Raw genomic sequence first — 25061 nt, 5'->3', positions numbered from 1 at the left:
GGACGCCCTCCGGGCGTGTCCTCAAACGCCGGACGGGCTGGATGTTGCCGTGCTGGACTCTCAGCACGCGGCAACCCCCACGCGGCGGAGCCGCACATTGTCACAGCGGGAAGGGGCGGGTCGGGGAAAGGGCACTCTGCCGGCACGCCCTCAGGGCGGTCCTGCTTGGACCGTAGCGACGTCAGCCGACCCGAGGTATCACCGGCGGCTCAACTGTGCGCGATGTCACGCCAGTTGGGAAAGTGCAAGCGACGCCGTCTCGGAGGGGGTCGCGCCGACCCGTACACCCGCTGCTTCCAGCGCACGTTTCTTCGCCTCCGCCGTGCCCGACGAGCCCGAGACGATCGCGCCCGCGTGGCCCATCGTCCTGCCCTCCGGGGCGGTGAATCCGGCGATGTAGCCGATGACGGGCTTGGTGATGTGGGACGAGATGTACGCCGCCGCTCGTTCTTCCGCGTCGCCGCCGATCTCGCCTATCAGGATGATGAGTTCGGTGTCCGGGTCGTCCTCGAAGGCGGCGAGGCAGTCGATGTGGGTGGTTCCGATCACCGGGTCGCCGCCGATGCCGACGGCGGTCGTGAATCCCGTCTCGCGCAGTTCGTACATCAGCTGGTAGGTGAGCGTGCCGGACTTTGACACCAGTCCGATGCGGCCGGGCTTGGTGGCGATGTCCGCCGGGATGATTCCGGCGTTGGACTGGCCGGGGCTGATCAGGCCGGGGCAGTTGGGGCCGATGACACGGGTGCCGCGTGCCTTGGCGTACGCGTGGAAGGCGACGGCGTCGTGGACGGGGATGCCTTCCGTGATCACAACCGCCAGGCCGATGCCGGCGTCCGCCGCCTCGACGACCGCCGCCTTGGCGAAGGGCGGGGGGACGAAGACGACCGTGACGTCGGCGGCTGTGGCGGCCATCGCTTCGGACACCGCGGCGAAGACCGGGACCGTACGGTGGTCGAAGTCGACGACGCGGCCCGCCTTGCGCGGGTTGACGCCGCCCACGACGTCGGTGCCCGCGGCGAGCATGCGGCGGGTGTGCTTCATGCCCTCGGCCCCGGTCATGCCCTGGACGAGGACCTTGCTCTCCTTGGTGAGGTAGATCGCCATGTCGGTCTCTCCCCGGGTCAGGTGGTGGTGGCTAGTTGAGCGGCTTGGCGGGCGGCGCCGTCCATAGTCGTGGCCTGGCGGACGAGCGGGTGGGCGCGGTCGTCGAGGATGGCGCGGCCCCGGGCGGCGGCGTTGCCGTCGAGGCGTACGACGAGGGGGCGGGTCAACCGGACTGATTCCAGGGCCTGGACGATGCCGTCGGCGACGGTGTCGCACGCCGTGATGCCGCCGAAGACGTTGACGAGGACCGACTTCACCGCCGGGTCGGAGAGGATGACGGACAGGCCGTCGGCCATGACCTGGGCCGATGCCCCTCCCCCGATGTCCAGGAAGTTGGCGGGGCGGGCTCCGCAGCCGGCGACCACGTCGAGGGTCGACATGACGAGGCCTGCGCCGTTGCCGATGATGCCGACCTCGCCGTCGAGCTTGACGTAGTTGAGGCCCTTGGCCGTCGCCGCCGCTTCGAGCGGGTCCGTCTGCGGGTCGTGGGACTGCGTCCCCCACTGCGCCTGACGGAAACGGGCGTTGTCGTCGACCGTCACCTTTCCGTCGAGGGCGAGGATCCGTCCGTCCGTGGTCCGTACGAGCGGGTTGACCTCCACCAGGAGGGCGTCCTCCTGGGTCAGGACCTGCCACAGGTGCTCGAGTACGGGCGCCACCTGCGGCAAAAGCCCCGCCGTCGCGGCGATTTCGGCGGCCTTGGACGGGGTGACGCCCTCGTCCGGGTCGACCGGGATGCGGGCCACCGCCTCCGGGCGGGTCGCCGCGACCTCCTCGATGTCCATGCCGCCCTCGGCCGACGCGATGGCCAGGAAGCGGCCGGCGGTGCGATCGAGGACGTACGAGACGTAGAACTCCTCTTCGATGTCGACCGGTTGGGCAAGCATGACCTCGCGGACGGTGTGGCCCTTGATGTCCATGCCGAGCATCTGACGTGTGGTCAGTTCAGCCGCCGCCGGGTCGGCTGCGAGTTTCACCCCGCCCGCCTTGCCGCGGCCCCCGGTCTTCACCTGCGCCTTGACGACGACGCGGCCGCCGAGGCGCTCCGCGGCGCGCCGTGCCTCGCGGGGTGTGTGCGCCACCTCGGCGGCCGGCACCAAGACGCCGTACCGCGCGAAGAGTTCCCTTGCCTGGTGCTCGTACAGGTCCATAACCGGCTTCCTCAATCCTCGTCGGAAAGTGCCGCACGCCCCCTGGACACCACCCACCGGATGCGGGATAACAAGCTTCATACAGTATTCGTCGACTGTATGCAATCTACCGCGTCATCGCTCCAGTACCCCTACGAAGGGAACGGACATCGCCATGCCCGACGACAGCCAGGAACTCATCTCCGGTGGGCATTTGGTCGCCAAGGCGCTCAAAGCAGAAGGGGTCGACCGCATCTACACCCTCTGCGGCGGCCACATCATCGACATCTACGACGGCTGCGTCGACGAGGGCATCGACGTCATCGACGTACGCCACGAGCAGGTCGCCGCCCACGCCGCCGACGGCTACTCCCGCATCACCGGAAAGCCGGGATGCGCCGTCGTCACCGCCGGCCCCGGTACGACCGACGCCGTCACCGGTGTCGCCAACGCCTTCCGCGCCGAGTCGCCCATGCTGCTGATCGGCGGCCAGGGCGCGCACACCCAGCACAAGATGGGGTCCCTCCAGGACCTGCCGCACGTCGACATGATGACGCCGATCACCAAGTTCGCCGCGACCGTGCCGGACACGGCGCGGGCCGCCGACATGGTGTCCATGGCGTTCCGCGAGTGCTACCACGGCGCCCCCGGGCCTTCCTTCCTGGAGATCCCGCGCGACGTACTCGACGCCAAGGTGCCCGTCGACAAGGCACGCGTGCCGCGGGCCGGGCAGTACCGCGCGTCGACACGCGCCGCCGGTGATCCCGAGGCGATCGAGAAGCTGGCCGATCTGCTCGTACACGCCGAGAAGCCGTCGATCCTGCTCGGCAGCCAGGTCTGGACGACGCGCGCGACGGACGCGGCGACCGAGCTCGTACGGACGCTGAACGTGCCCGCGTACATGAACGGCGCGGGGCGCGGAACGCTGCCGCCCGGCGACCCGCACCACTTCCAGCTCTCGCGGCGCTACGCGTTCGCCAACGCCGACCTCATCATCATCGTCGGTACGCCCTTCGACTTCCGGATGGGATACGGAAAGCGGCTCTCGCCGACCGCGACCGTCGTGCAGATCGACCTCGACTACCGGACCGTGGGGAAGAACAGGGACATCGGCCTGGGGATCGTGGGCGACGCCGGGCTGATCCTGAAGTCCGTGACCGAAGCCGCGTCGGGCCGGCTGAACGGCGGTTCCGTCAAACGGAAAGCCTGGCTGGAGGAACTGCGTACCGCCGAGCAGACGGCCATCGAGAAGCGCCTGCCGCAGCTGAAGTCCGATGCCTCGCCCATCCAGCCGTACCGGCTGGTCGACGAGATCAACGACTTCCTGACGGAGGACTCGATCTACATCGGGGACGGCGGCGACATCGTCACCTTCTCCGGGCAGGTCGTCCAGCCCAAGGCCCCCGGCCACTGGATGGACCCGGGACCGCTCGGCACGCTCGGCGTCGGAGTGCCCTTCGTACTCGCGGCGAAGCAGGCACGGCCCGACAAGGAGGTCGTGGCGCTCTTCGGGGACGGCGCGTTCTCCCTGACCGGGTGGGACTTCGAGACACTCGTCCGCTACGACCTGCCCTTCGTCGGGATCGTCGGCAACAACTCCTCGATGAACCAGATTCGTTACGGCCAGAAGGCGAAGTACGGCGACGAGCGCGAGCGGGTCGGCAACACCCTCGGCGACGTCCACTACGACAAGTTCGCGCAGATGCTGGGCGGTTACGGCGAAGAGGTCCGCGACCCAGGCGACATCGCGCCCGCCCTGCGCCGCGCCCGGGAGTCGGGGCTGCCGTCGCTCATCAATGTGTGGCTCGACCCGGATGTGTACGCCCCCGGAACCATGAACCAGACCATGTACAAGTAGGGGAGGGCTCCCATGACCAAGGCTCTTGAGGGCGTGCGCGTCCTCGACATGACCCACGTACAGTCCGGCCCCTCCGCCACCCAGCTCCTCGGCTGGCTCGGCGCCGACGTCGTCAAGCTGGAGGCGCCGAGCGGCGACATCACCCGGGGGCAGCTGCGCGACCTGCCGGACGTCGACTCCCTCTACTTCACGATGCTCAACTGCAACAAGCGGAGCATCACCCTCAACACCAAGACCGAGCGCGGGAAGGAGATCCTGACCGAGCTCATCAGGCGCTCCGACGTGATGGTGGAGAACTTCGGGCCCGGCGCCGTCGACCGGATGGGCTTCACCTGGGAGCGCATCCAGGAGATCAACCCGCGGATCATCTACGCCTCGATCAAGGGTTTCGGCGACGGCCCGTACACCAACTTCAAGGCGTACGAAGTCGTCGCCCAGGCCATGGGCGGGTCGATGTCCACCACCGGCTTCGAGGACGGCCCGCCGCTCGCCACCGGGGCGCAGATCGGCGACTCCGGGACCGGAATCCATGCCGTCGCCGGCATCCTCGCCGCGCTCTTCCAGCGCGAGAACACCGGGCGCGGCCAGCGCGTCAACGTCGCCATGCAGCACGCCGTGCTGAACCTGTGCCGCGTGAAGCTGCGCGACCAGCAGCGCCTCACCCACGGTCCGCTCGCCGAGTATCCGAACGAGGACTTCGGCGACGAGGTGCCGCGCAGCGGCAACGCGAGCGGCGGGGGGCAGCCGGGCTGGGCGGTCAAGTGTGCGCCGGGCGGGCCCAACGACTACGTGTACGTCATCGTCCAGCCCGTCGGCTGGCGGCCGCTGTCCGGGCTGATCGGCCGGCCGGAGCTGGCCGACGACCCCGAGTGGGCGACTCCTGCGGACCGGCTGCCCAAGCTCGGCAAGATGTTCCAGCTGATCGAGGAGTGGTCCTCGACCCTCCCCAAGTGGCAGGTGCTGGAGCAGCTCAACGCACACAACATCCCCTGCGGGCCGATCCTCTCCACCAAGGAGATCTTCGAGGACGCGTCGCTCGCCGCGAACGAGATGGTCGTCGAGGTCGAGCATCCCGAACGCGGCACCTTCACCACCGTCGGCAACCCCATCAAGCTGTCCGACTCCCCCTTCGAGGTGGTCACGTCACCGCTGCTCGGTGAACACAACGCGGAGGTGTACGTCGGCGAGCTCGGGCTCGGCGACGAGGAGCTGCGCCTGCTCAAGACGAACGGGGTGATCTGATGACCGCGCGACGCGATGCCTCAGCCGTACGGGCCGTACTGGACGCGGCGAGCAGCGAGGGCCGTCGGGCGCTGACAGCCCCGGAGGCGAAGCTGATAGCAGACGCCTACGGCATACCCGTGCCGGCGGAGGCGCTGGCCGAGACCGTGGACGACGCCGTCGCGTTCGCCGCCCGGATCGGTTTCCCCGTAGTGCTCAAGATCGTCTCGCCCGAGATCGTGCACAAGACGGACGCGGGCGGGGTGCGGACCGGGCTGAAGTCGCCGAGCGAGGTGCGGACGGCGTTCACGGAGATCGTGGCCAATGCCCGTGCGTACGATCCGAAGGCGCGTATCCGGGGTGTCCAGGTCCAGCAGATGGTGCCGGCGGGGCAGGAGGTCATCGTCGGGGCCGTCACCGATCCGACCTTCGGGAAGATCGTGGCGTTCGGGCTCGGCGGGGTGCTGGTGGAGGTCCTGAAGGACATCACCTTCCGGCTCGCCCCGGCCTCCGAGGCCGACGCGCTCTCCATGCTCGACTCGATCCGGGCGGCCGAGATACTGCGCGGTGTGCGAGGCGGGGCGACCGTTGACCGTACGGCGCTGGCGGCCCTCATCGTGCGGGTGTCGCAACTGGCCGCGGACTTTCCCGAGATCGCGGAGATCGACCTCAACCCCGTGTTCGCCACGGCGGACGGGGTGATGGCGGCCGACGTACGCGTCCTGCTCGGCGGCCCCTCTCCCGCGCCCCGTCGCCAGTACAGCCGGGACGAGATCCTCACCTCGATGCGGCGGCTGATGCAGCCGAGGTCGGTGGCGGTCGTCGGCGCCTCCAACGAGCAGGGCAAAATCGGCAATTCGGTGATGCGCAACCTCGTCGACGGCGGCTTTCCCGGCGAGATCCATCCGGTGAACCCCCGGGCCGATGACATCTTGGGCCGCAAGGCGTACAAGAGTGTGACGGATGTCCCGGGTGAGGTGGATGTGGCGGTCTTCGCGATCCCCGCCAAGTTCGTTGCGGCGGCACTGGAGGAAGTGGGGCGCAAGGGGATTCCCAATGCCGTGCTCATTCCGTCCGGCTTCGCGGAGACGGGCGAGCACGCGCTCCAGGCGGAGATCGTGGCCATCGCCGAGCGGCACGGCGTACGCCTGCTCGGGCCGAACATCTACGGCTACTACTCGACCTGGCAGGACCTCTGCGCGACCTTCTGCACGCCGTACGACGTCAAGGGCGGGGTGGCGCTGACCTCTCAGTCCGGCGGCATCGGGATGGCGATCCTCGGGTTCGCCCGTACGACGAAGACCGGTGTCTCGGCGATCGTCGGGCTCGGCAACAAGTCGGACCTCGACGAGGACGACCTGCTGACCTGGTTCGGTGAGGACCCCAACACGACGTGCATCGCCATGCACTTGGAGGACCTGAAGGACGGGCGGGCCTTCGTCGACGCGGCTCGGGCGACCGTACGGAAGAAGCCGATCGTGGTGCTGAAGGCGGGCCGTACGAGCGCGGGCGCGAAGGCGGCCGGATCGCACACGGGGGCCCTCGCGGGTGACGACGCGGTGTACGAGGACATCCTGCGGCAGGCGGGGGTGATCAGGGCGCCGGGCCTGAACGAGATGCTGGAGTACGCGCGGGCCTTGCCGGTGCTGCCGACGCCACAGGGCGACAACGTCGTGATCATCACGGGGGCGGGTGGCTCCGGTGTGCTGCTGTCGGACGCGATCGTCGACAACGGGATGTCCCTGATGGAGATCCCGGACGATCTGGACGCGGCGTTCAAGGCCTTCATCCCTCCCTTCGGGGCAGCCGGCAACCCGATCGACATCACGGGTGGCGAGCCCCCTTCGACGTACGAGGCGACCATCCGGCTGGGCATGGAGGACCCGCGGATTCACGCGCTGGTGCTCGGCTACTGGCACACGATCGTCACGCCGCCGATGGTCTTCGCGGAGCTGACGGCGCGGGTCGTGGAGGAGTTCCGGGCGCGCGGCATCGAGAAGCCGGTGGTCGCGTCGCTGGCCGGCGATGTGGAGGTCGAGGAGGCCTGCGCGTACCTCTACGAGCGGGGCGTCGTCGCGTATCCGTACACGACGGAGAGGCCGGTGGAGGTGCTCGGCGCGAAGTACAAGTGGGCACGCGCGGCGGGGTTGTTGGGAGGCGGTCGATGAGCTGAGCAGCGGCTCGGAGCACCGGGGCCGGCGGCGTCCGCTCGCCGCGCGGCCCCGGCACGAAGAGAACGGACAGGGGGCGCTGCCCAGGCTTCTTCGACGCAAGGGGTTCGATCGACATGGCGACAACAGACATCTCATCGTCCGTCCCGTACAGGGAGGTGACGGACGCCAACGGCCGGATGTACCGGCTGGGCGAAACCGATGTGGACATCATGGGCCGGCCACGCAAGTGGATGGTCATCCTGCCCTGGGTGGGAATGATGGGCATCAGCTCGGCGGAGTACGCGTTCGCGTCCGCCGAGGAAACCCTGCACACGGCCCACGGCTGGGGCAGCCATCACATCTTCTGGATGCTCGGCGTGTGGGTGTTCTTCCAGGCGGCGGTCGCCTTCCCGGCCGGAAAACTGCGGGAAAGCGGGAAGCTGCCGGCCCGCTGGGCGATGATGCTCGGCGCGGTGGGCACCCTGCTCGGCTATCTGTCGCTGGCGTTCGCGCCGCACGTGATCGTGGCGTACGTCGGCTTCGGCATGTTCAGTGGTATGGGCGCCGGCATGGTCTACGCGACCTGCGTGAACATGGTCGGCAAGTGGTATCCGGAGCGCAAGGGCGGCAAGACCGGTTTCGTCAACGGCGGGTTCGCCTACGGGTCCGTGCCGTTCGTGTTCATCTTCACCGGCTACATGGACCTGACGAACTTCCGGTGGGTGCTGGTCGCCGTCGGTGTCTTCCTCGCCGGTGTGGTGGCCTTCGCGGGGTACTTCTTCAAGGACCCTCCGAAGAACTGGTGGCCCGCCGAGATCGACCCGCTGCGCAAGCCGGACGACCCGCGGGCGCGGCGCGCGCTGGAGAAGAACCCGCCGGCCGTGAAGCAGTACACACCGAGGGAGGCGTGGCAGACGGGGCGCGTGGGTCTGATGTGGTTCTGCCTGCTGTGTACGTCGGGTGTGAACATATTCGGCATCGCCTTCCAGGTGCCGTTCGGTAACGAGGCGGGGTTCGCGGGCGGCATCGTGGCCACGGCGATGTCCCTGAAGGCGATCGTGAACGGGACCGGGCGCGGAGTGATCGGCTGGCTCTCCGACCGGTACGGCCGCAAGCAGTGCCTGATCTTCGTCTGCGTGGTGCTGGGGCTTTCCCAGTACGGGATTCTGTTCTCGGGGAACATCGGCAGTCTGCCGCTGTTCCTGCTGTTCTCCAGCATCTCCGGGTTCGGCGGCGGCGCGATCTTCCCGATGTTCGCGGCGATGACCGCGGACTACTTCGGGGAGAACAACAACGCCTCCAACTACGGGCTCGTCTACAGCTCCAAGCTGGTGTCCGGGCTGCTCGGGTCGGGCATGGGAGCCGTGATAGTGGGCGCCTGGGGTTACGGCGGGGCGTTCGTGCTGGCGGGGTCGATCTCTCTCTTCGCCGGCTTCATAGCGATCTTCCTGCACCCGCCGGGTCGGCCGCGGGCCCGGCACATCAAGCCGAACCCGCAGCCGATCAGCCGCGACGCGGTCTAGCTGTTACTGGCTGCCGGCTGTCAGCAGTCCTTCTCGCGCAGTGAGTGCAGGTGCGCGCTGGACTTGCGGGCGAAGGCGAACGACTCGACCGGGTTGTCGTGTTCCGCCTGCCAGTGGTGGTCACGACGCCCGCCGCGGGTCTTCGAGACCGCCGAGATGAACCGCTTGTAGTCGATGTCTCCGTCCCCGACGTCCGCCATCCGGTAGCCGTCGCGGGCGGACGCGTCGTGTTCGCCGTCCTTGACATGGAAGAGCGGGTAACGGTCGGGCTGCTTCAGTACGTAGTCGAGGGGCTCGAAGGGGGCGGGTGTGCCGTCGACGCGCTTGCCGAAGCGGAACTGGGCGGCGTACGCCCAGTAGATGTCCATCTCCAGATAGACGAGGCCGGGGTCGGTCTCGGCGAGGAGCACGTCGTAGAGGCGGACGTCGGGCTTGTCGGTCGCGAAGGAGAACTCCTCGGCGTGGTTGTGCTGGTAGAACTTCATGCCGCGCGCCTTGGCCGCCGCGCCGTAGGTGTTGAAGTCCTGCGCGGCGCGCTTCCAGCCGTCGACGGTCGCGCCGTAGCGCCAGGGGCCGGACGCCGTGCCGATGTGCTTGAGGCCGAGGGCCTGGGCGTCGTCGAGGACCTTGGTGAGGTTCTGGGCGAAGCTGTAGGCGCCCGGGTTCCTGTCGTCGTAGTAGTTGACGTGGCTGCCTATGCCGCGCAGGCCGTGGTCACGGGTGAGTTTCCGGAGCTGGGCGAGGGTGATGGGGCCCGCGGAGCCCTGGGTGTAGCCGGCGTACTCGACCTCGTCGTAACCGAAGCGCTCCAGCTCGGCGAAGACCTTGGCGAAGCCGAGGGTCGAGACCTTGTCGCGCAGGGAATAGAGCTGGATGCCGAGGCGGCCGGGGGGCAGGACGGGACGGCCGCGGCCCGGAGCGGTCTGTGCCGCGGTGGCAGTGGGCGCCGTGGCGCCGAGGAGGGCGGCCGCGGTGGCGCCGGCGGCTACGCCGAGCATGCCTCGTCTGGAGAGCTTGTGGGTGAGCTCGGGGTCGGTGGTGGTGGCCTTGCGGCTCATGCGGGAACTCCCTTTGTCAGTGCAGTCCGGCAAGATGAAGGAGCAGGGCTTTCACATCGGTGGCCGCGACACGGCCGCCGACAGCGCGGGGGGTGGAGCACAGGATGAGCGGACCTTCTTCGTCGCGCTCGGGGAGGCGGCCGTGGCTGCCGCGAACAGGTGACGGGTCGAGAGGCACGACCGCCATGCGGTAGCGCATGCCGAGCTTCTTGCGGGCGAGGGCCTTGGCGGCTTTGACGCGTACGTACGGGTCGAGGGGGTCCATGAAGAGCTCGACGGGGTCGTAGCCGGGCTTGCGGTGGATCTCCACGAGCTGGGCGAAGTCGGGGGCCTTGGCGTCGTCCAGCCAGTAGTAGTAGGTGAACCAGGCGTCGGGTTCGGCCACGGCGACCAGTTCGCCGGAGCGGGGGTGGTCGAGGCCGTGGCTCTTCTTGCCCTCGTCGTCGAGGAGCTCGGCGATGCCTTCGATATCCGCGAGCGCGGCGCGGGTGGCTGCCAGGTCCTCCGGACGGCGTACGTAGACATGCGCGAGCTGGTGGTCGGCGACGGCGAACGCGCGTGAGGTCATGGGGTCGAGGTACTCCATGCCGTCCTGGGTGTGTACCTCGACGAGGCCGGCGCGGCGCAGGGCCCGGTTGATGTCGACGGCGCGCGAGACCCGCGTGATGCCGTACTCGGAGAGCGCGACGACGGTACGTCCCTCGGCTCTAGCGTCGTCGAGCAGCGGCGCTACGGCGGCGTCGAGGTCTGCGGCGGCGCGGTGCGCGCGGGGGTCGTCGGGGCCGTAGCGCTGGAGGTCGTAGTCGAGGTGCGGGAGATAGCACAGGGCCAGGTCGGGGTGGCGCGTGCGCAGGATGTGGCGGGTGGCGTCGATGATCCACTGGGAGGACACGAGGTCGGCGCCCGGTCCCCAGAAGTGGAAGAGGGGGAACGTACCGAATTTGTCGGTGAGTTCGTCGTGGAGGGACGGGGGCCGGGTGTAGCAGTCGGGTTCCTTGCGGCCGTCGGCGTAATAGACGGGGCGGGGAGTGACGGTGAAGTCGGTGTCGGCGCCCATCGCGTACCACCAGCAGATGTTGGCGACGGTGTAGCCGGGGTGCGCGCGGCGGGCGGCGTCCCAGATCTTGTCGCCGGAGACGAGGCCGTTGTGCTGGCGCCAGAGGAGGACTTCGCCGAGCTCGCGGAAGTACCAGCCGTTGCCGACGATGCCGTGCTCGGCGGGGGTGGTGCCGGTGAGGAAGGTCGACTGGGCGGCGCAGGTGACGGCGGGCAGGACGGTGCCGAGGGGCGCCTGGGAGCCGGACCGGGCGAGCCGCTCGAGGTTCGGCATGTGGGCGAGGAGCTGGGGGGTGAGTCCTACGACGTCCAGAACGAGGAGGGGAACCGGAGGGGTTGCTGACTCGGTCACGGCAGCTCCTTGAGGCCGAGGTCGACCAGGAGGTCGCGGGCGAGGGTGAGTTCGGCGGCGATTCCGTGGGCGAGCTGGGTGCGGTTGCGAGGGCGCAGCTCGGGTGGGAGCGCCTGCCAGGTGTACGTCTCGATCTCCAGGTGGCGGGTGAGCGGCGCCGGACCGCCGACGAGGCGGGCGAGGGCGTCCTGGAGTACCGGGAGGGTCGAGGTGAGCGGCGCGGCGGGCGGGGCGTGAAGGGGGACGTGGAAGTGGGCGCGCCAGGGGGCACCGTCGGGGAGCACCGCGCCGGTGAGGGCCTCGTCGAGGTCGTCGGTGCCGCGCAGGCCCGCGCTGGTTCTCGTACGGGTCTGATGAAGGAAGCGGGGTTCGGCGAAGGCGGCGAGGGCCTCGCGTACCTCGGGGAGGTGCGGGTCTTCGGCGTGCAGGGCGGCGGAGAGCTGCGCCTTGGGGATGGTGACGCCGGCGGCGGTGAGCGCGGCAAGGGCGGTCGCCGGGTCCTCGAAGGAGGTGGCGAGGTGGCAGGTGTCGACGCAGACGCCGATGCGCGGGGCGCCCAGGGCGGTGAGGGGGCCGATGGCGTCGGCGGTGGTTTCGACGGTGCAGCCCGGCTCGGGTTCGAGGCCGATGCGGATGGACTTGCCGGTGAGTTCCTCCAGTACGTCCAGGCGTTCGGCGAGCGTGGCGAGGGCCGCGCGGGCGGCCTCGGCGCCGGCCGCGTCGAAGGGGGTGCGCCAGGCGATGGGGAGGGTGGAGATGGTGCCTTCGGCCACGTCGTCGGGGAGGAGGGCCGCGAGGAGGTGGGCGAGGTCAGTGGTGTGGTCGAGACGGGCGGCCTCGGTCCAGTCGGGGCGGTACACGCGGTACTTGACCTCTTCGGCGCCGAACCCCTCGTAGGGGAAGCCGTTGAGGGTGACGACTTCGAGGCCGCGCCGGTCCAGTTCGGCGCGCAGACCGCGCAATGCCGCCGGGTCGGTGATGAGCGCGTGCGCGGCGTCCTTGGCGAGCCACAGGCCGATGCCGAGGCGGTCCCGGCCGAGGCGTCTGCGCACGGGCTCGCAGTGGTCGCGGAGCTGGGCGAGTACGCCGTCGAGGGTCTCGGCGGGGTGGACGTTGGTGCAGTACGCGAGGTGGACGGTGGAGCCGTCGGGGTGGCGGAAGCGCATGGTGGCTGTCCTCCCCCTCATTCCCCGCCGCGGAGGATGGAGTTGCCCTCGTGGAGGGGCTCCGGGGCGTCGGGCAGGTCGAGCTGGAGTCGGCCGCTGAGGCCGTAGAAGGCGACGGGGTTGCGCCACAGGACCTGGTCGACGTCGTCCTCGGTGAACCCTGCGGCGAGCAGGGCGTCGCCGACCTTGCGGGTCTTGAGCGGATCGCTCTTTCCCCAGTCGGCGGCGGAGTTGACCAGTACCTTTTCCGTGCCGTGGTCCTTGATGACCGCGACCATGCGGTCCTCGTCCATCTTGGTGTCGGGGTAGATGGAGAAGCCGAGCCAGCAGCCACTGTCAGTGGCGGCCTTTACGGTTGTCTCATTGAGGTGATCGAGGAGGACGCGCTCCGGGGGGAGGTTCGATTCGCGGATGACGTCGACGGTGCGGTGGAGACCGGCGAGCTTGTCTCGGTGCGGGGTGTGGACGAGGGCGGGCAGCCCGTGGTCGGCGGCGAGCTGGAGCTGTGCGGCGAGGGCGGTGTCCTCGGCGGGGGTCATGGAGTCGTAGCCGATCTCGCCGACGGCGACGACGGAGTCCTTGAGGAGGTAACGGGGAAGCGCGTCGAGAACGGGGGTGCAGCGGGGGTCGTTCGCCTCCTTGGGGTTGAGGGCGAGCGTGCAGTGGTGCGCGATGCCGTACTGGGAGGCGCGGAAGGGCTCCCAGCCGAGGAGGGCGTCGAAGTGGTCGAAGAAGCTGGCGGGCGAGGTGCGGGGCTGGCCCAGCCAGAAAGAGGGCTCGACCACGGCGCGCACTCCGGCGGCGTACATCGCCTCGTAGTCGTCCGTGGTGCGGGAGGTCATGTGGATGTGGGGGTCGAAGATGCGCATCAGAACTCAGGACTCCTCTGTGGGGGCGGCCGTGAGGGCTAGGACGCGGTGGAGATCGTCGGGGACGGGGCGGCCTGCGGCGGTGCGTTCGGCGGCGTAGTCGCGGAGCATCCGGGCGAGTTCGGCGTCGGCCCGGGCGCGAACGGACAGGCCGTCGACGGCGTCGACCGGTACGCCGGTGAACAGGCACTTGAGCACGGCGTGCCGCCAGGCCTGCTGGTCGAGGTGCTCGGCGGCGTACGGACCGACCGCGGCGGCGACGAGGCGTGTGTCGTTGGTGCGCAGGGCGTCTTCGACGAGCGGGAGCGCGGAGCCGGCGGGCGTGGCGCTGAGGTGCGGCAGGGCGAGCAGTACCGCGCGGCGTTCGGCGGCGGTGCCGTGGTGGTAGAGGCGGGTGACGGTGTCGTGGCCGGCTCGTACCGCGTGCAGGAGGAGGACGCGGGCGGCGTCGGCGAGGTCCCGGGGGTGCGGGGTGGTCTGGGCGGCCTGGGTGCCTTGGGCCGGATGGCAGTGGCGTCCTGCTTCGGCGAAACGGATTTCCCAGGGGGGCAGGGTCCACTGGGGGCGGTCCACAGCCTGCGGCGGCTTGGGACCCGCTTCCGTCCCCGCTTTCGCCTCTGCTTTCGCGTCTGCTTCCGCCTCGGCCAGGGCCTCGTGGAGCCAGGCGCGGTCCGCGCCCGCCAGGTGTTCTTCGAGTGCGGCTTGGAGGGCGGAGGGCGGTGCGCCGTTGGTCAGCTCGCTCAGCATCGTGCGTCGCCTCCTGCCGGGAGGAGCGGTTCAGTGGGCAGTGCCTTGCGGAGAAAGTCGAGAGACTGTGCGGCCAGGTCGGGGCCGGCGTGCGAGTGGCGGGGTAGTTCGACGACCGTCAGGCCCTGGTAGCCGGTGGCTGCGAGTGCCTCCAGGACGGGCGGGAAGTCGATCTCGCCGTCACCGAACGGCAGATGCTCGTGCACACCGCGACGCATGTCCTCGATCTGCACGTGCCGCAGCCAGGGGGCTGCCTCGCGTACGCAGTCGGCGGGCGAGGACGGTTCCAGGCACTGGCAGTGGCCGATGTCGAGGGTGAGGCCGAGGGGGGACGGGTCGCCGAGGGCGCGGCGCAGGTGGTGGAAGTCGGCGAGGGTGGCGAGGAGGTGACCGGGTTCGGGCTCGACGGCGAGCGGTACGCCGGCGCCGGCGGCGGCGTCGATGACGGGGGCCAGTGACTCCGTCAGCCGTTGCCAGGCGGTGTCGGGCGGGGTGCCGGCCGGGGTGATGCCGCTGAAGCAGTGCACGGCGTGGGCGCCGAGGTCGGCGGCGACGCGTACGGCTGTGACGAGCAGCTCGGCGCGGGCGGCACGGGCTGCCGGGTCCGGGTCGAGCAAGGACGGGCCGTGCTTGCGGCGCGGGTCGAGGACGTACCGTGCGCCGGTCTCGATGGTCACCCCCAGGCCGAGCTGCGACAGCCTGCGGCCGACTTGGCGGGTGCGGGTGGCGAGCTCGGGCGCGAGGGGGTCGAGGTGCATGTGGTCGAGGGTGAGGCCGACGCCGTCGTAGCCGAGGTCGGCGAGGAGGGTGAGGGCGTCGTCCAGACGGAGGTCGGTGAGGCCGTTGGTGCCGTAGCCGAAGCGGATGGGGGTGCGGGCGCCGGTGCGGGTGGGCGGAGGAGCGTCGGTCATGTGGGGCTCACCTTTCGCGACAGCTTCCGGGCGATCGGTACGAGCCCGATGAGCGCCACCCCGGCCCCGGCCGCGCCGCTGCGCGCGGCGAGCGCGGCCTGCAGCGGGATCATGGCTCGGATCCCGCCGCCGACGGCGCGCTGGGTGAGGGGCGGGGAGGGATTGAGCGTGGCGTGGAAGAGGGGCTTGGCGGCGGTGCTGAAGTAGGCGGCGGCCGCGAGGGTGGCGGGGGTCGCGAGGCGCGTGGCGACGCGGATCGCTTTGTGGCGGGTGGGCGCGGGCACGCCAGTGGCTGCGGGGAGGGACCGGTCGCTGCTGTGGCGGGGCGTGTCGGTGCGCCCTCCCAGGCCGCCCTCTCCGGCGGCGGACGAACCGGGGTGCGGCCGCCTGCGGCTGCGCCACACGGGGGAAGTTGCCGTCCCGGGGCCCTTGGTCCGTTCGCGGGCGGCCAGGGTTGCCAGTACGGCGGCCGCCGCCAGGGCCGCGAGTGGCGCGGCCGTTGAGCCGCCCTGGGTTTCGCGGCGCGAGACCGCTGTGACGGCGTAGGTATGCGCGCCGAGCATCGCTGCGGCGGCCAGTGCGTCCCGTACACCGGCGTCAGGGCGTGTCCTGCGGAGCTCTTTCCGGTCCTCAAACGGCGGGCGGGCTGGATTTCCTGACAGCGGTTGCTTCTCCAGGTGCGGCTCGTTTCCCCGGCGCGGCTCGCATCGAGCCGCGCCGGGGCACGCGGTGGAGCCGCCCACCGTCGCCGTCGCGCCCAGAAGCAGGTCCAGCGCCCGGGCCGTGGCCATCGCCGCGGGGGCCGCCGGGGTGTGCTTCAGGTGCAGGTCGTACGCCCAGATCGTGGCGGCCAGGCCCGTGGCCACCGCCAGCGCCGGGCGGCCCGCCCCGGCGGCAAGGGCGAGGCCCGCCGCCGTCAGGGCGCCCGACGCCGCCAGGGCCGCCCGTGGAGTGATGCGGCCCGACGGGATCGGGCGGTGCGGGCGGTCCACCGCGTCCTCGGCGCGGTCCGCCCAGTCGTTCAGGGCCATGCCCGCCTCGTACAGGCACAGGGAGGCTCCGACGGCCAGCGCCGTGCCCCGGCCGGGGCGTACGCCGATGGACGCCGCGCCCGCCACCGCGTCACCCGGAACGGTGAACAGCGCGGATATGCGCAGCAGTTCCGCCCAGGCGCCGAGCCGGGCGGACGTCATCGGGCCTCCCTCAGCCGCGCCCCGAAAGCCAGCAGTGCCTCGTACTGTTCCGCCAGCGCCGCCGGGCCGCCGTCCGGGTCCTTGAAGTAGAAGCCCAGTTCCGGCAACGGGCCCGAGATGCCCACCTCGTGGGCGCGGGCCAGCAGCCGGGCCAGATCGAGGACCAGCGGCGCCGCGAGCGCGGAGTCGCAGCCCTGCCACGTCGTCTGGAGCGTCATCCGCGAGCCGAGGAAACCGTCGAAGGCGATGTGGTCCCAGGCCGTCTTCCAGTCACCCAGCGCCGGTACGTCGTCAATGTGCACGTCGCCTTGTGGCAGCGCGCCCAGCGTGTCGGTCAGGACGCGGTTCTTGCCCGCGTTCTTCGCAGCCGCCGCGGCCGGGTCGGCCAGCGCTGCCCCGTCCCCGCCGCCGAGCAGATTCGTGCCGGACCATGCCCGTACGGACAGGGCGCGCTGCACGAACATCGGGGCGAGTACGGAACGGAGCAGCGTCTGGCCCGTCTTGCCGTCGCGTCCCGCGTGGGGAAGGCCGCTGGCCGCGACGGCGTCCTGGAGGGCCGGCGCGCGCAGCCCGGTGGAGGGGGTGAAGTTGACGTACGGGCAGCCGGCCCGCAGCGCGGCGGCCGCGTAGAGGGAGCTGGGCGGGAGCGGGGACTGGGAGTCGGCGGGGGCCGGTTCCGTCGAGGCGACGTTCACGACCACCACCCGGTCGAGACGCTGCCGGTGCGCGAAGTCCAGCAGGTGCGCGGCGAATGCGGCGACGAGTTCCTCCTCGCCGCGCGTGTCGCCGGGCAGAGGGCCTCCGGTACGTATCTCCCCGTCCGCCGCCGCGAGTTCGCTGCGTACGGCCGAGGACAGACCGTGCGGCAGCACGCCGCCCGCCTCCAGCTCCTCGGCGCGTTTGGGCAGGGGGCAGCTCACGGTGTCGTGCCCACCGAAGACGAGCGAGGCGAGCGGCGCCAGGCCGCTCCCGGCGAACGGCGGGGTCTCGGTGACCATGCCGTCCGCCGCGTGGAGCCCCGCGCTGAGCGCCGCGCAGCCCGCGACGGCGGTCGTGGCCACGGAACCGCGTGCTCCGACGAACCACACTCCGGTCCGTGCCGTGTGCGCCGTTGTGCCTTCGGATGGGGTGGTCACGGGCTGCCTCCCTGCCAGAGAGATGGAGAAAGAGATGGAGAAAAAAGAAGAAATGGGAGTTGGAGACGGCCAGAAGGCGGCGGGCGGGGGCTCGGCGTGCTCCCGCCCGCCGCCGGTCCTGGGGGACGTCAGGAGCCTGCGGGCAGCTCCTTGACCTTGATGTTGCGGAAGGAGACCTGGTCGCCGGCGCCGTGGTTCTGGATGCCGATGTGGCCCTGGGCCAGGCTGCGTGCGGGATCGGTGTTGGTGAAGTCGTTGATCTTCACGCCGTTGAGGAAGACGCGGAGCCGTTCCCCCTGTACCCGGATCTCGTACGAGTTCCACTCCCCCGGCGGGTTGAGCGCGGCGTCCCGTGCGGCGATGTTCGCCGCCTTGAAGCCGTACACGGACCCGGTGGTGCGGTCGGGGGCGTCCGTCGCGTCGATCTGGATCTCGTACCCCTTGTTGACGGCCGACCACGGGTCGTCCGAGGCAGGGAAGCCCACGAAGATGCCGGAGTTGTCGTCACCGGACATCTTCCAGTCGAGCTTCAGGGAGTACGACCGCAGCTCCTTGGCCTGGTGCCAGAGGAGTCCCATGCCGCCGACGGAGTTCAGCGTGCGGTCCTTGACCTCGAAGGAGCCGGGGCCCGCCTGCTTCCACCCGTCCAGGGACTCGCCGTTGAAGATCGACCGGTAACCCTTGGAGGGCTTGCAGTCGGCCTTGGCGATCCCGGTGGCGTACAGCATTCCGCCCAACAGGTGCTTACGGAAGGCCGGTTCGGCGTACGACTCCTTGGTGTGGCCGCCGCCGGTGTAGAAGGAGCGTCCGCCCTCGTACGGCTGGCACCAGGCGATCGGGTGGTCGCCCTTCATGTTCCCGCCGGTGTAGCTGGTCTCGTCGAGGGTGGCCAGGACACGCGCCTGCTCACGGGGGTTGGTGCGGTAGTTGTACCACTCGTCGGTGCGCTGCCAGGTGGAGTCCAGGTGCGCGGTGGCGGGGTGGTCGTGGTCCTCGACGCGTACGGTGGCGGGCTGGATCTGCGGGTGCGAGTCGAAGTACGCGCCGACGAGTCCGCCGTAGAACTTCCAGTCGTACTCGGTGTCGGCGGCGGCATGGATGCCCATGTAGCCGCCGCCGTCTGCGACGTACTGCTCGAAGACGGTCTGCTGGTTGGCGTTCAGGACGTCACCGGTCGTCGAGAGGAAAGCCACCGCGTCGTAGCGGGCGAGGTTCTCGGGTGTGAACTGCTTCGCTTCCTCCGTCGCGTCGACGGCGAGGCCGCGCTGCGCGCCGAGTTCCTTGAGGGCCGTGATGCCCGCCGCGATGGAGTCGTGGCGGAAGCCGGCGGTCTTGGAGAAGACCAGGACCCGCTTCTTGGGGGTGGCGTCGCCCTTCGCCGTGGAGAAGGTGAAGTCGTCGATGTCGTAGAGGGCTCCGGCGCCGCCCTTGAAGACGAGGTAGAGGGTGGTGGTCCCGGCCGGGGGCCGCTTGATGGTGGTGGTGACGTCCTGGAAGACGTCCCAGCCGCCGGTCACGGGGACGACGGTGGAGCCGATGAGCCTGCCGTCGGGCGATCCGGTACGGACTTCGAGGGTGCCGCCCGCTCCGCCCGACGACACGCGTGCGGTGAGGGAGGTGGCGTCGCCGACCCGGTAGGGCCTGAAGGCGATCCAGTCACCGTTGCCGATGTCACCGACGGTCTTGCCGCCGTGCGCGGTGGGCTTGGTCTGCGGGGCGACGCCGCTCTGGCTGGAGTAGTGCTCGGCCTGGCGCTGCTTGGGCTGGAGCACCTTCTGGTCGTGGGTCGTCAGCGGCTCCTGGCCGCCGCCTCCGCCGTCCGTGTACTCGGCGTCGAAGACCGCGAAGATGTTGGCGTTGGGGTCGTGGCTGCTGTCGGCGGGGGTCTTGATGGTGCCGGTGCAGCCGTTGGCGGAGGTGATCGGGTGGCCGTGGCTGTCGTGGCCGAGGATGTACGTCACCTTGACCTTGGCGCAGTCGATCGTGCCGTCCTCGGGGTCGGTGACCTTCACCTTGAAGGGCACGTCGTCGCCGAAGTTGAACAGCTGGCCATCACCGGGCAGTTCGAGTGTCACCTTGGGCGCGGTGTTGCCGACGACGATCTGTACGCTCGCCGAACCGGTCCGCCCGGTGGTGTCCTTGGCGGTGACGGTCGCGGTGTACGTGCCGTTCTTCTTGTACGTGTACGTGGGGTTGGCCGCCGTCGACGTACCACCGTCGCCGAAGGTCCAGGAGTACTTCAGGGCGTCGCCGTCGGAGTCGGTCGTCCCGGCGGAGGAGAACTTCACGCGCAGTGGGGCCTGGCCGGACGTCTTGTCGGCCGCGGCTTCCGCGACGGGCGAGTGGCCGCTGGTGGCGTTCTCGATGCGGTAGAGACCGGAGTTCTCGTTGCCTCCGAACCAGGCGGTGCCGTAGTCGAGGACGTACAGCGCGCCGTCGGGGCCGAAGGCCGAGTCCATGACCTGGGTGCCGGTCCACGGCACGGGGTTGATGGACTGCACGGCGCCGTTCGCGTCCTGCTCGATGCGCTTGATCCAGCGCCGGCCGAACTCGCCCGCGAAGAAGTCGCCGTCGTACGCCTCCGGGAACTTCACCGGGGAGTCGAGGTCCTTGTCGTACCGGTAGACGGGTCCGCCCATCGGGGACTCGGAGCCGGTGCCGAACTCGGGGAGCGATCCGCCGTCGTACGGGATCCAGGCCTCCTCGGAGGGCGGCAGGTCGGTGAGGCCGGTGTTGTGCGGCGACGTGTTCTTCGGCGCGGCGCAGTCGAATTTGGCGCCGGACTCCTTCGTCGCGAAGTCGTAGTCGACGTACGCGTCGTTCTTGCCGGTGCAGAAGGGCCAGCCGAAGTTGCCGGGCTTGGTGACGCGGGCGAACTCGACCTGTCCGGCCGGGCCGCGCTCGGGGTCGGCGGCGCCGGCGTCGGGGCCGTAGTCGCCGACGTACAGCACGCCGGTGGGCTTGTCGACGCTGAAGCGGAAGGGGTTGCGGAAGCCCATGGCGTAGATCTCGGGGCGCGTCTTGTCGGTGCCGGGGGCGAAGAGGTTGCCTTCGGGAACCGTGTAGGACGCGTCCTCGTTCACCTTGATACGGAGGATCTTCCCGCGCAGGTCGTTCGTGTTGCCGGAGGTGCGGCGTGCGTCGTACGCCGGGTTGCGGTCCGGACGTTCGTCGATGGGGGTGAATCCGTCGGAGGCAAAGGGGTTGGAGTCGTCGCCGGTCGACAGGTAGAGGTTGCCCTGCGCGTCGAAGTCGATGTCGCCGCCGACGTGGCAGCAGATGCCACGGGTGGCGGGTACGTCGAGGATCTTCTTCTCACTGGCGTTGTCGAGGGTGCCGTCGGCCTTGAGTACGAAGCGCGAGAGCCGGTTGACGCCGTCGAACTTGGCGAAGTCGGCCGCGGAGCCCTCGTTGGGGGCGTCGCCCGGCGGGGTGTCCATCGGGGGTGCGTAGTAGAGGTAGATCCGCCGGTTCTCGCTGAACTCCGGGTCGATGCCGATGCCCTGGAGACCCTCTTCGTCGTGCGAGTAGACCGGGATGGTGCCGACGACACGGGTGTTGCCGGCGGCGTCGGTCATCCGCAGCTCGCCGTCGCGCGAGGTGTGCAGGACGCTGCGGTCGGGGAGCACGGCGAGCGACATGGGCTCGCCCGTCTCGGGCTCGCCCTTGGCGAGGGTGACCTGCTGGAAGTCCTCGGCGGCGAGGGCCTGGTCGGCGCCGCCGCCCGACGCGGGCTTCTCGGCGGCGGTGGAGATGACGGGTGTGAGGGCAAGTGAAGTGGCGGCCAGGAGGCTGCCGGTGAGGAGTGCGAGGGCCTTTCGGGCCGATCCGGCTCTGAGCCGTTTCCTGTGCACGAGTGTCCTCCGGTAGTGGGCCGGGCGGTGCTCGTCCTGCACCGACGCCGGGCGGGGAAGCTCTCTGATTTCGGGAAGCGGAACCGGAGTGCGCCGTCACACCGGTACCGGCTCATGTCCTGTACACCTCAGGGACGGTAGCCGCGTTCGTCCTGAACGGAAAGCCCTTGCGTGGCAGGTAAGTTGAACTTTCTCCTGCCGCAGGACAAAGCGGCTTGGGCGCAGCCCGGACCGGCCCGGCGGGGCGGTGTGTTCCGCCGGGCTGCCCTGCGGGGCTTTTTCCCCTGCCCGCCCCTTCCCGCAACTGGGGCAGCGCCCCGGCTTCGGCCTAGTCCGCGCCGCCGAACGCCGCGTCGAACGACGCGCTCGGCGGGTCGAAGTCGTACCGCTTCAGCGTGGCAAGAGCCTCCGGGGCGCCCGTCAGGCGGTCCATCCCCGCGTCCTCCCACTCCACCGACACCGGCCCCTCGTACTCGATCGACCGCAGCATCCGGAACACGTCCTCCCACGGGACGTCACCGTGCCCCGCCGACACGAAGTCCCAGCCGCGCCGCGGATCGCCCCACGGCAGGTGCGAGCCGAGCCGGCCGTTGCGGCCGTCGAGACGCTTGCGCGCCTCCTTGCAGTCCACGTGGTAGATCCGGTCCCGGAAGTCGTAGAGGAAGCCGACCGGATCGAGGTCCTGCCACACGAAGTGGCTCGGGTCGAAGTTCAGCCCGAAGGCCGGCCGGTGCCCGACCGCCTCCAGTGCCCGCTGCGTGGTCCAGTAGTCGTACGCGATCTCGCTCGGGTGCACTTCGTGGGCGAAGCGCACCCCCTGCGCGTCGAAGACGTCCAGGATCGGGTTCCACCGCTCGGCGAAGTCCTCGTAACCACGCTCGATCATGTGCGGCGGTACGGGCGGGAACATCGCCACCAGGTGCCAGATCGACGATCCGGTGAAACCGATGACCGTACGGACGCCGAAGGCCGCCGCAGCCCTGGCCGTATCCGCCATCTCGGCCGCGGCCCGCTGCCGTACACCCTCGGGCTCGCCGTCGCCCCAGATCCGCGACGGCAGGATCGCCTGGTGCCGTTCGTCGATGGGGGCGTCGCAGACGGCCTGGCCGACCAGGTGGTTGGAGATCGCCCAGCACTTCAGGCCGTACTTGTCGAGCAACTGGTGTCGGCCCTCCAGGTAGGCCGAGTCGTTCAGCGCCTTGTCGACCTCGAAGTGGTCCCCCCAGCAAGCGAGTTCGAGCCCGTCGTAACCGAAGTCGCGGGCCAGCCGGCAGACCTCCTCCAGCGGCAGGTCGGCCCACTGGCCGGTGAAGAGTGTGAATGGTCGTGGCATGCCTGACGGCCCTCCTACAGTGCGGGGAGTACGGGCGTGTAGATCGCGTTCTTCTCGGCGCTCTCCTCCACCGCCGCCAGCACCCGCTGCACCTGGAGCCCGTCCGCGAAGGACGGCTGCGGGTCGGTGCCGGTCGCGATGGCGTGCAGCAGGTCGCGCGCCTGGTGGACGAAGGTGTGCTCGTAGCCCAGGGCGTGACCCGGCGGCCACCACGCCTCCAGGTACGGATGCTCCGGCTCGGTCACCAGGATCCGCCGGAAGCCGGAGGAGACGGCGGGCTCCGTGTGGTCGTGGAAGGACAGTTCGTTCAGGCGCTCCAGGTCGAAGGACAGTGACCCGCGCTCACCGTTGAGTTCGATGCTGAGCGCGTTCTTGCGGCCCGCCGCCATCCGGGTCGCCTCGAAGGAGGCGAGCGCCCCCGAAGCCAGCCGCCCGGTGAAGAGCGCCGAGTCGTCGACGGTCACCTCCCCGCGTTCGGACCCCCCGGTTGCCGCAAGCCCCGCCGACGCACCCGCCGGCAGCGGCCTCGACCGTACGAACGTCTCGGTCATGGCGGAAACCCCCACCACCGGCTCCCCCGCCAGATACTGCGCGAGGTCCACGATGTGCGCGCCCAGGTCGCCGAGCGCGCCCGAGCCCGCGTGCTCTCGCTGGAGCCGCCAGGTCAGGGGGAACTCCGGGTCGACGAGCCAGTCCTGGAGATAGGTGACCCGTACGTGCCTGAGCGCCCCGAGCCGCCCCTCCCCGATCAGCCGGCGGGCGTACGTCATGGCCGGCACCCGGCGGTAGTTGAAGCCGACCATCGCCACCTGGCCCCGCGCGCGGGCGCGTTCGGCGGCGGCCGTCATGGCCTCCGCCTCGGCGACCGAGTTGGCCAGCGGCTTCTCGCACAGCACGTGCTTGCCCGCCTCGAGCGCGGCGACGGCTATCTCCGCGTGGCTGTCCCCCGGCGTGCAGATGTCGACGATCTGCACGTCGTCACGGGCGATGAGATCCCGCCAGTCGGTCTCCGTGCCCGCCCATCCGTGCTGGTCGGCCGCGGCCCGCACAGCCGCGGCGTCGCGGCCGCAGACGGCCGCGAGGACCGGCCGCGTCGGCAGGTCGAAGACACGGCCCGCGGTGCGCCAGCCCTGTGAGTGGGCGGCTCCCATGAACGCGTATCCGACCATGCCGACACCGAGCGTCGGCGGCGACGCACCGGCCGGCGCACCGCCCGACGCGCCTGTCCCGGCGTCTGTCTCCGTCTGCGACTCTTCCCTGCGGGCCATACGGATTCCTCCTCGTCGAACTCGTCACTCGCACGGTGGGGGCGGGCGGACGGCCCGGTCAGCTGAAGCCCGTCGGCAGGTACTCGTCGACGTTGTCCTTGGTGACGACGGCCGAATAGAGGGTGATCGAGGCCGGGATCTCCAGCTCGGCCATCCCGCCGACGCCCTTGCCCTGCCCGAGTGCGCGCGCCAGGTCGATGGCGGACGCGGCCATGGTCGGCGGGTAGAGAACGGTGGCCTTCAGCACGCTGTTGTCGGCCTTGATGGCGTCCATCGCGGCCTTGGCGCCCGCCCCGCCGACCATCAGGAAGTCGTCGCGCCCGGCCTGCTGGATGGCGCGCAGGGCGCCCACGCCCTGGTCGTCGTCGTGGTTCCACAGCGCGTCGAACTGCTTCTGCGCCTGGAGCAGTTGCGCCATCTTGGCCTGGCCGGACTCGACGGTGAAGTCGGCCGCCTGGCGGGCGACGCGCTTGACGTTGGGGTAGTTCTTGAGGGCGTCCGCGAAGCCCTGGCTGCGCTGCTTGGTCAGCTCCAGGTTGTCGAGCCCCGCCAGCTCCACCACCTTGGCGTTCGGCTTGTCCTTGAGCTGCTCGCCGATGTAGTTGCCGGCGTTGAGGCCCATGCCGTAGTTGTCGCCGCCTATCCAGCAGCGGTAGGCCTGCGGCGAGGCGAAGATCCGGTCCAGGTTGACGACGGGGATGCCCGCCTTCATCGCCTGGAGGCCGACCTGGGTGAGGGCCTTGCCGTCGGCAGGCAGGATCACCAGTACGTCGACCTTCTTGTTGATCAGCGTCTGGACCTGGCCGATCTGCGCGGCGGTGTCGTTCGAACCCTCGGTGATCTCCAGGGTCACCTCGGAGTACTTCTGGGCGCGCGACTTGGCGTTCTCGTTGATTGCGTTGAGCCAGCCGTGGTCGGCCTGCGGGCCCGCGAATCCGATGGTGACCTTCTTGCCGGGCTTGTCGTCGGGCCCGGCGGGCTCGTTGTTGGCGGCAGGCGCCTTCTGCTTGGGCTCGTTGCTGGTGCACGCGGTGAGCAGGGCGCCCGCGGAGACGGCTGCGGTGCCGAAGAGCAGTCCTCTGCGACTGGTTTCTGGCATGACGGTTCCAACCCTTCAGGTCAGGCTTAC

General features: G+C 70.1%; 18 protein-coding genes. 4 read left to right on the top strand and 14 right to left on the bottom strand.

Going from position 1 to position 25061, the window contains the following annotated elements:
• Positions 1 to 225: 225 nt before the first annotated feature.
• Both sucD and sucC read right to left on the bottom strand, forming a co-directional pair.
• Entirely contained in the window at positions 226 to 1104 is an 879-nt protein-coding gene (gene sucD, locus AC1P0E_RS28790; protein ID WP_482745024.1) for a succinate--CoA ligase subunit alpha, read from the bottom strand.
• Positions 1105 to 1121: 17 nt separating this feature from the next.
• On the bottom strand, positions 1122 to 2255 hold the full coding sequence (sucC, locus tag AC1P0E_RS28785) for an ADP-forming succinate--CoA ligase subunit beta (RefSeq protein ID WP_482745023.1): 1134 nt from the start codon (positions 2253 to 2255) through the stop codon (positions 1122 to 1124).
• A gap of 154 nt (positions 2256 to 2409) precedes the next feature.
• Here sucC and AC1P0E_RS28780 point away from each other — a divergent pair, with 154 nt between their 5' ends.
• The 4 genes from AC1P0E_RS28780 (at position 2410) to AC1P0E_RS28765 (ending at position 8989) form a co-directional block, all read left to right on the top strand.
• Positions 2410 to 4092: a thiamine pyrophosphate-binding protein gene (locus AC1P0E_RS28780; RefSeq protein WP_482745022.1), complete on the top strand. Its 1683-nt coding sequence runs from the start codon at positions 2410 to 2412 to the stop codon at positions 4090 to 4092.
• A 12-nt stretch (positions 4093 to 4104) separates the two neighbouring features.
• Entirely contained in the window at positions 4105 to 5334 is a 1230-nt protein-coding gene (frc, locus tag AC1P0E_RS28775) for a formyl-CoA transferase (protein ID WP_482745021.1), read from the top strand.
• Complete coding sequence (locus AC1P0E_RS28770; RefSeq protein ID WP_482745020.1) at positions 5334 to 7481, top strand: acetate--CoA ligase family protein; 2148 nt, start codon at positions 5334 to 5336, stop codon at positions 7479 to 7481. The genes frc and AC1P0E_RS28770 overlap by 1 nt, the downstream gene beginning before the upstream one ends.
• Before the next feature lie 119 nt (positions 7482 to 7600).
• Complete coding sequence (locus AC1P0E_RS28765) at positions 7601 to 8989, top strand: OFA family MFS transporter (protein ID WP_482745019.1); 1389 nt, start codon at positions 7601 to 7603, stop codon at positions 8987 to 8989.
• 20 nt (positions 8990 to 9009) lie between these two features.
• Here the strand turns inward: AC1P0E_RS28765 and AC1P0E_RS28760 are convergent, their stop codons facing one another.
• The 12 genes from AC1P0E_RS28760 to AC1P0E_RS28705 form a co-directional block, all read right to left on the bottom strand.
• Positions 9010 to 10047 (bottom strand): sugar phosphate isomerase/epimerase family protein, encoded by a 1038-nt coding sequence (locus AC1P0E_RS28760; protein ID WP_482745018.1) that lies wholly within the window; start codon positions 10045 to 10047, stop codon positions 9010 to 9012.
• Positions 10048 to 10063: 16 nt separating this feature from the next.
• Positions 10064 to 11455, bottom strand: coding sequence for an alkaline phosphatase family protein (locus AC1P0E_RS28755; RefSeq protein ID WP_482745017.1), 1392 nt, complete (start codon positions 11453 to 11455; stop codon positions 10064 to 10066).
• On the bottom strand, positions 11452 to 12621 hold the full coding sequence (gene eboE, locus AC1P0E_RS28750) for a metabolite traffic protein EboE (RefSeq protein WP_482745016.1): 1170 nt from the start codon (positions 12619 to 12621) through the stop codon (positions 11452 to 11454). The genes AC1P0E_RS28755 and eboE overlap by 4 nt, the downstream gene beginning before the upstream one ends.
• Positions 12622 to 12638: 17 nt before the next feature.
• Positions 12639 to 13490 (bottom strand): TatD family hydrolase, encoded by an 852-nt coding sequence (locus AC1P0E_RS28745; protein ID WP_482745015.1) that lies wholly within the window; start codon positions 13488 to 13490, stop codon positions 12639 to 12641.
• A 6-nt stretch (positions 13491 to 13496) separates the two neighbouring features.
• Entirely contained in the window at positions 13497 to 14237 is a 741-nt protein-coding gene (locus tag AC1P0E_RS28740; protein ID WP_482745014.1) for an EboA domain-containing protein, read from the bottom strand.
• The gene (locus AC1P0E_RS28735) at positions 14231 to 15148 is read right to left on the bottom strand and encodes a sugar phosphate isomerase/epimerase family protein (protein ID WP_482745013.1); all 918 of its coding nucleotides are present in this window, start codon (positions 15146 to 15148) and stop codon (positions 14231 to 14233) included. The genes AC1P0E_RS28740 and AC1P0E_RS28735 overlap by 7 nt, the downstream gene beginning before the upstream one ends.
• Positions 15145 to 16341: an SCO3242 family prenyltransferase gene (locus AC1P0E_RS28730; RefSeq protein WP_482745012.1), complete on the bottom strand. Its 1197-nt coding sequence runs from the start codon at positions 16339 to 16341 to the stop codon at positions 15145 to 15147. The genes AC1P0E_RS28735 and AC1P0E_RS28730 overlap by 4 nt, the downstream gene beginning before the upstream one ends.
• Positions 16338 to 17477, bottom strand: a complete 1140-nt coding sequence (locus AC1P0E_RS28725) for an inositol-3-phosphate synthase (protein WP_482745011.1) — start codon at positions 17475 to 17477, stop codon at positions 16338 to 16340. Before AC1P0E_RS28725 ends, AC1P0E_RS28730 begins: the two co-directional genes overlap by 4 nt.
• A 128-nt stretch (positions 17478 to 17605) precedes the next feature.
• Positions 17606 to 21331, bottom strand: a complete 3726-nt coding sequence (locus AC1P0E_RS28720) for a ThuA domain-containing protein (RefSeq protein ID WP_482745010.1) — start codon at positions 21329 to 21331, stop codon at positions 17606 to 17608.
• A 328-nt stretch (positions 21332 to 21659) separates the two neighbouring features.
• The gene (locus AC1P0E_RS28715; RefSeq protein WP_482745009.1) at positions 21660 to 22664 is read right to left on the bottom strand and encodes a sugar phosphate isomerase/epimerase family protein; all 1005 of its coding nucleotides are present in this window, start codon (positions 22662 to 22664) and stop codon (positions 21660 to 21662) included.
• A gap of 14 nt (positions 22665 to 22678) precedes the next feature.
• Positions 22679 to 23932 carry a Gfo/Idh/MocA family protein gene (locus AC1P0E_RS28710; RefSeq protein ID WP_482745008.1) on the bottom strand — a complete coding sequence of 418 codons (1254 nt, stop codon included), beginning with the start codon at positions 23930 to 23932 and terminating at the stop codon, positions 22679 to 22681.
• A 58-nt stretch (positions 23933 to 23990) separates the two neighbouring features.
• Positions 23991 to 25031, bottom strand: a complete 1041-nt coding sequence (locus AC1P0E_RS28705) for a substrate-binding domain-containing protein (protein WP_482745007.1) — start codon at positions 25029 to 25031, stop codon at positions 23991 to 23993.
• Positions 25032 to 25061: the final 30 nt, after the last annotated feature.

This window comes from Streptomyces sp. TRD_SC_5 (genome assembly GCF_056836825.1).
This window is presented reverse-complemented; position numbering and strand designations above follow the sequence as displayed.

Excerpts from the sequence above, each read along its gene's own strand:
- AC1P0E_RS28715 (WP_482745009.1), bottom strand. The coding sequence starts at position 22,664 with ATGCCACGACCATTCACACTCTTCACCGGCCAGTGGGCCGACCTGCCG.
- frc (WP_482745021.1), top strand. The coding sequence starts at position 4,105 with ATGACCAAGGCTCTTGAGGGCGTGCGCGTCCTCGACATGACCCACGTA.
- AC1P0E_RS28745 (WP_482745015.1), bottom strand. The coding sequence starts at position 13,490 with ATGCGCATCTTCGACCCCCACATCCACATGACCTCCCGCACCACGGAC.
- AC1P0E_RS28770 (WP_482745020.1), top strand. The coding sequence starts at position 5,334 with ATGACCGCGCGACGCGATGCCTCAGCCGTACGGGCCGTACTGGACGCG.
- AC1P0E_RS28705 (WP_482745007.1), bottom strand. The coding sequence starts at position 25,031 with ATGCCAGAAACCAGTCGCAGAGGACTGCTCTTCGGCACCGCAGCCGTC.
- AC1P0E_RS28730 (WP_482745012.1), bottom strand. The coding sequence starts at position 16,341 with ATGACGTCCGCCCGGCTCGGCGCCTGGGCGGAACTGCTGCGCATATCC.
- AC1P0E_RS28740 (WP_482745014.1), bottom strand. The coding sequence starts at position 14,237 with ATGCTGAGCGAGCTGACCAACGGCGCACCGCCCTCCGCCCTCCAAGCC.
- sucD (WP_482745024.1), bottom strand. The coding sequence starts at position 1,104 with ATGGCGATCTACCTCACCAAGGAGAGCAAGGTCCTCGTCCAGGGCATG.
- AC1P0E_RS28710 (WP_482745008.1), bottom strand. The coding sequence starts at position 23,932 with ATGGCCCGCAGGGAAGAGTCGCAGACGGAGACAGACGCCGGGACAGGC.
- eboE (WP_482745016.1), bottom strand. The coding sequence starts at position 12,621 with ATGCGCTTCCGCCACCCCGACGGCTCCACCGTCCACCTCGCGTACTGC.
- AC1P0E_RS28760 (WP_482745018.1), bottom strand. The coding sequence starts at position 10,047 with ATGAGCCGCAAGGCCACCACCACCGACCCCGAGCTCACCCACAAGCTC.
- AC1P0E_RS28735 (WP_482745013.1), bottom strand. The coding sequence starts at position 15,148 with ATGACCGACGCTCCTCCGCCCACCCGCACCGGCGCCCGCACCCCCATC.
- sucC (WP_482745023.1), bottom strand. The coding sequence starts at position 2,255 with ATGGACCTGTACGAGCACCAGGCAAGGGAACTCTTCGCGCGGTACGGC.
- AC1P0E_RS28780 (WP_482745022.1), top strand. The coding sequence starts at position 2,410 with ATGCCCGACGACAGCCAGGAACTCATCTCCGGTGGGCATTTGGTCGCC.
- AC1P0E_RS28765 (WP_482745019.1), top strand. The coding sequence starts at position 7,601 with ATGGCGACAACAGACATCTCATCGTCCGTCCCGTACAGGGAGGTGACG.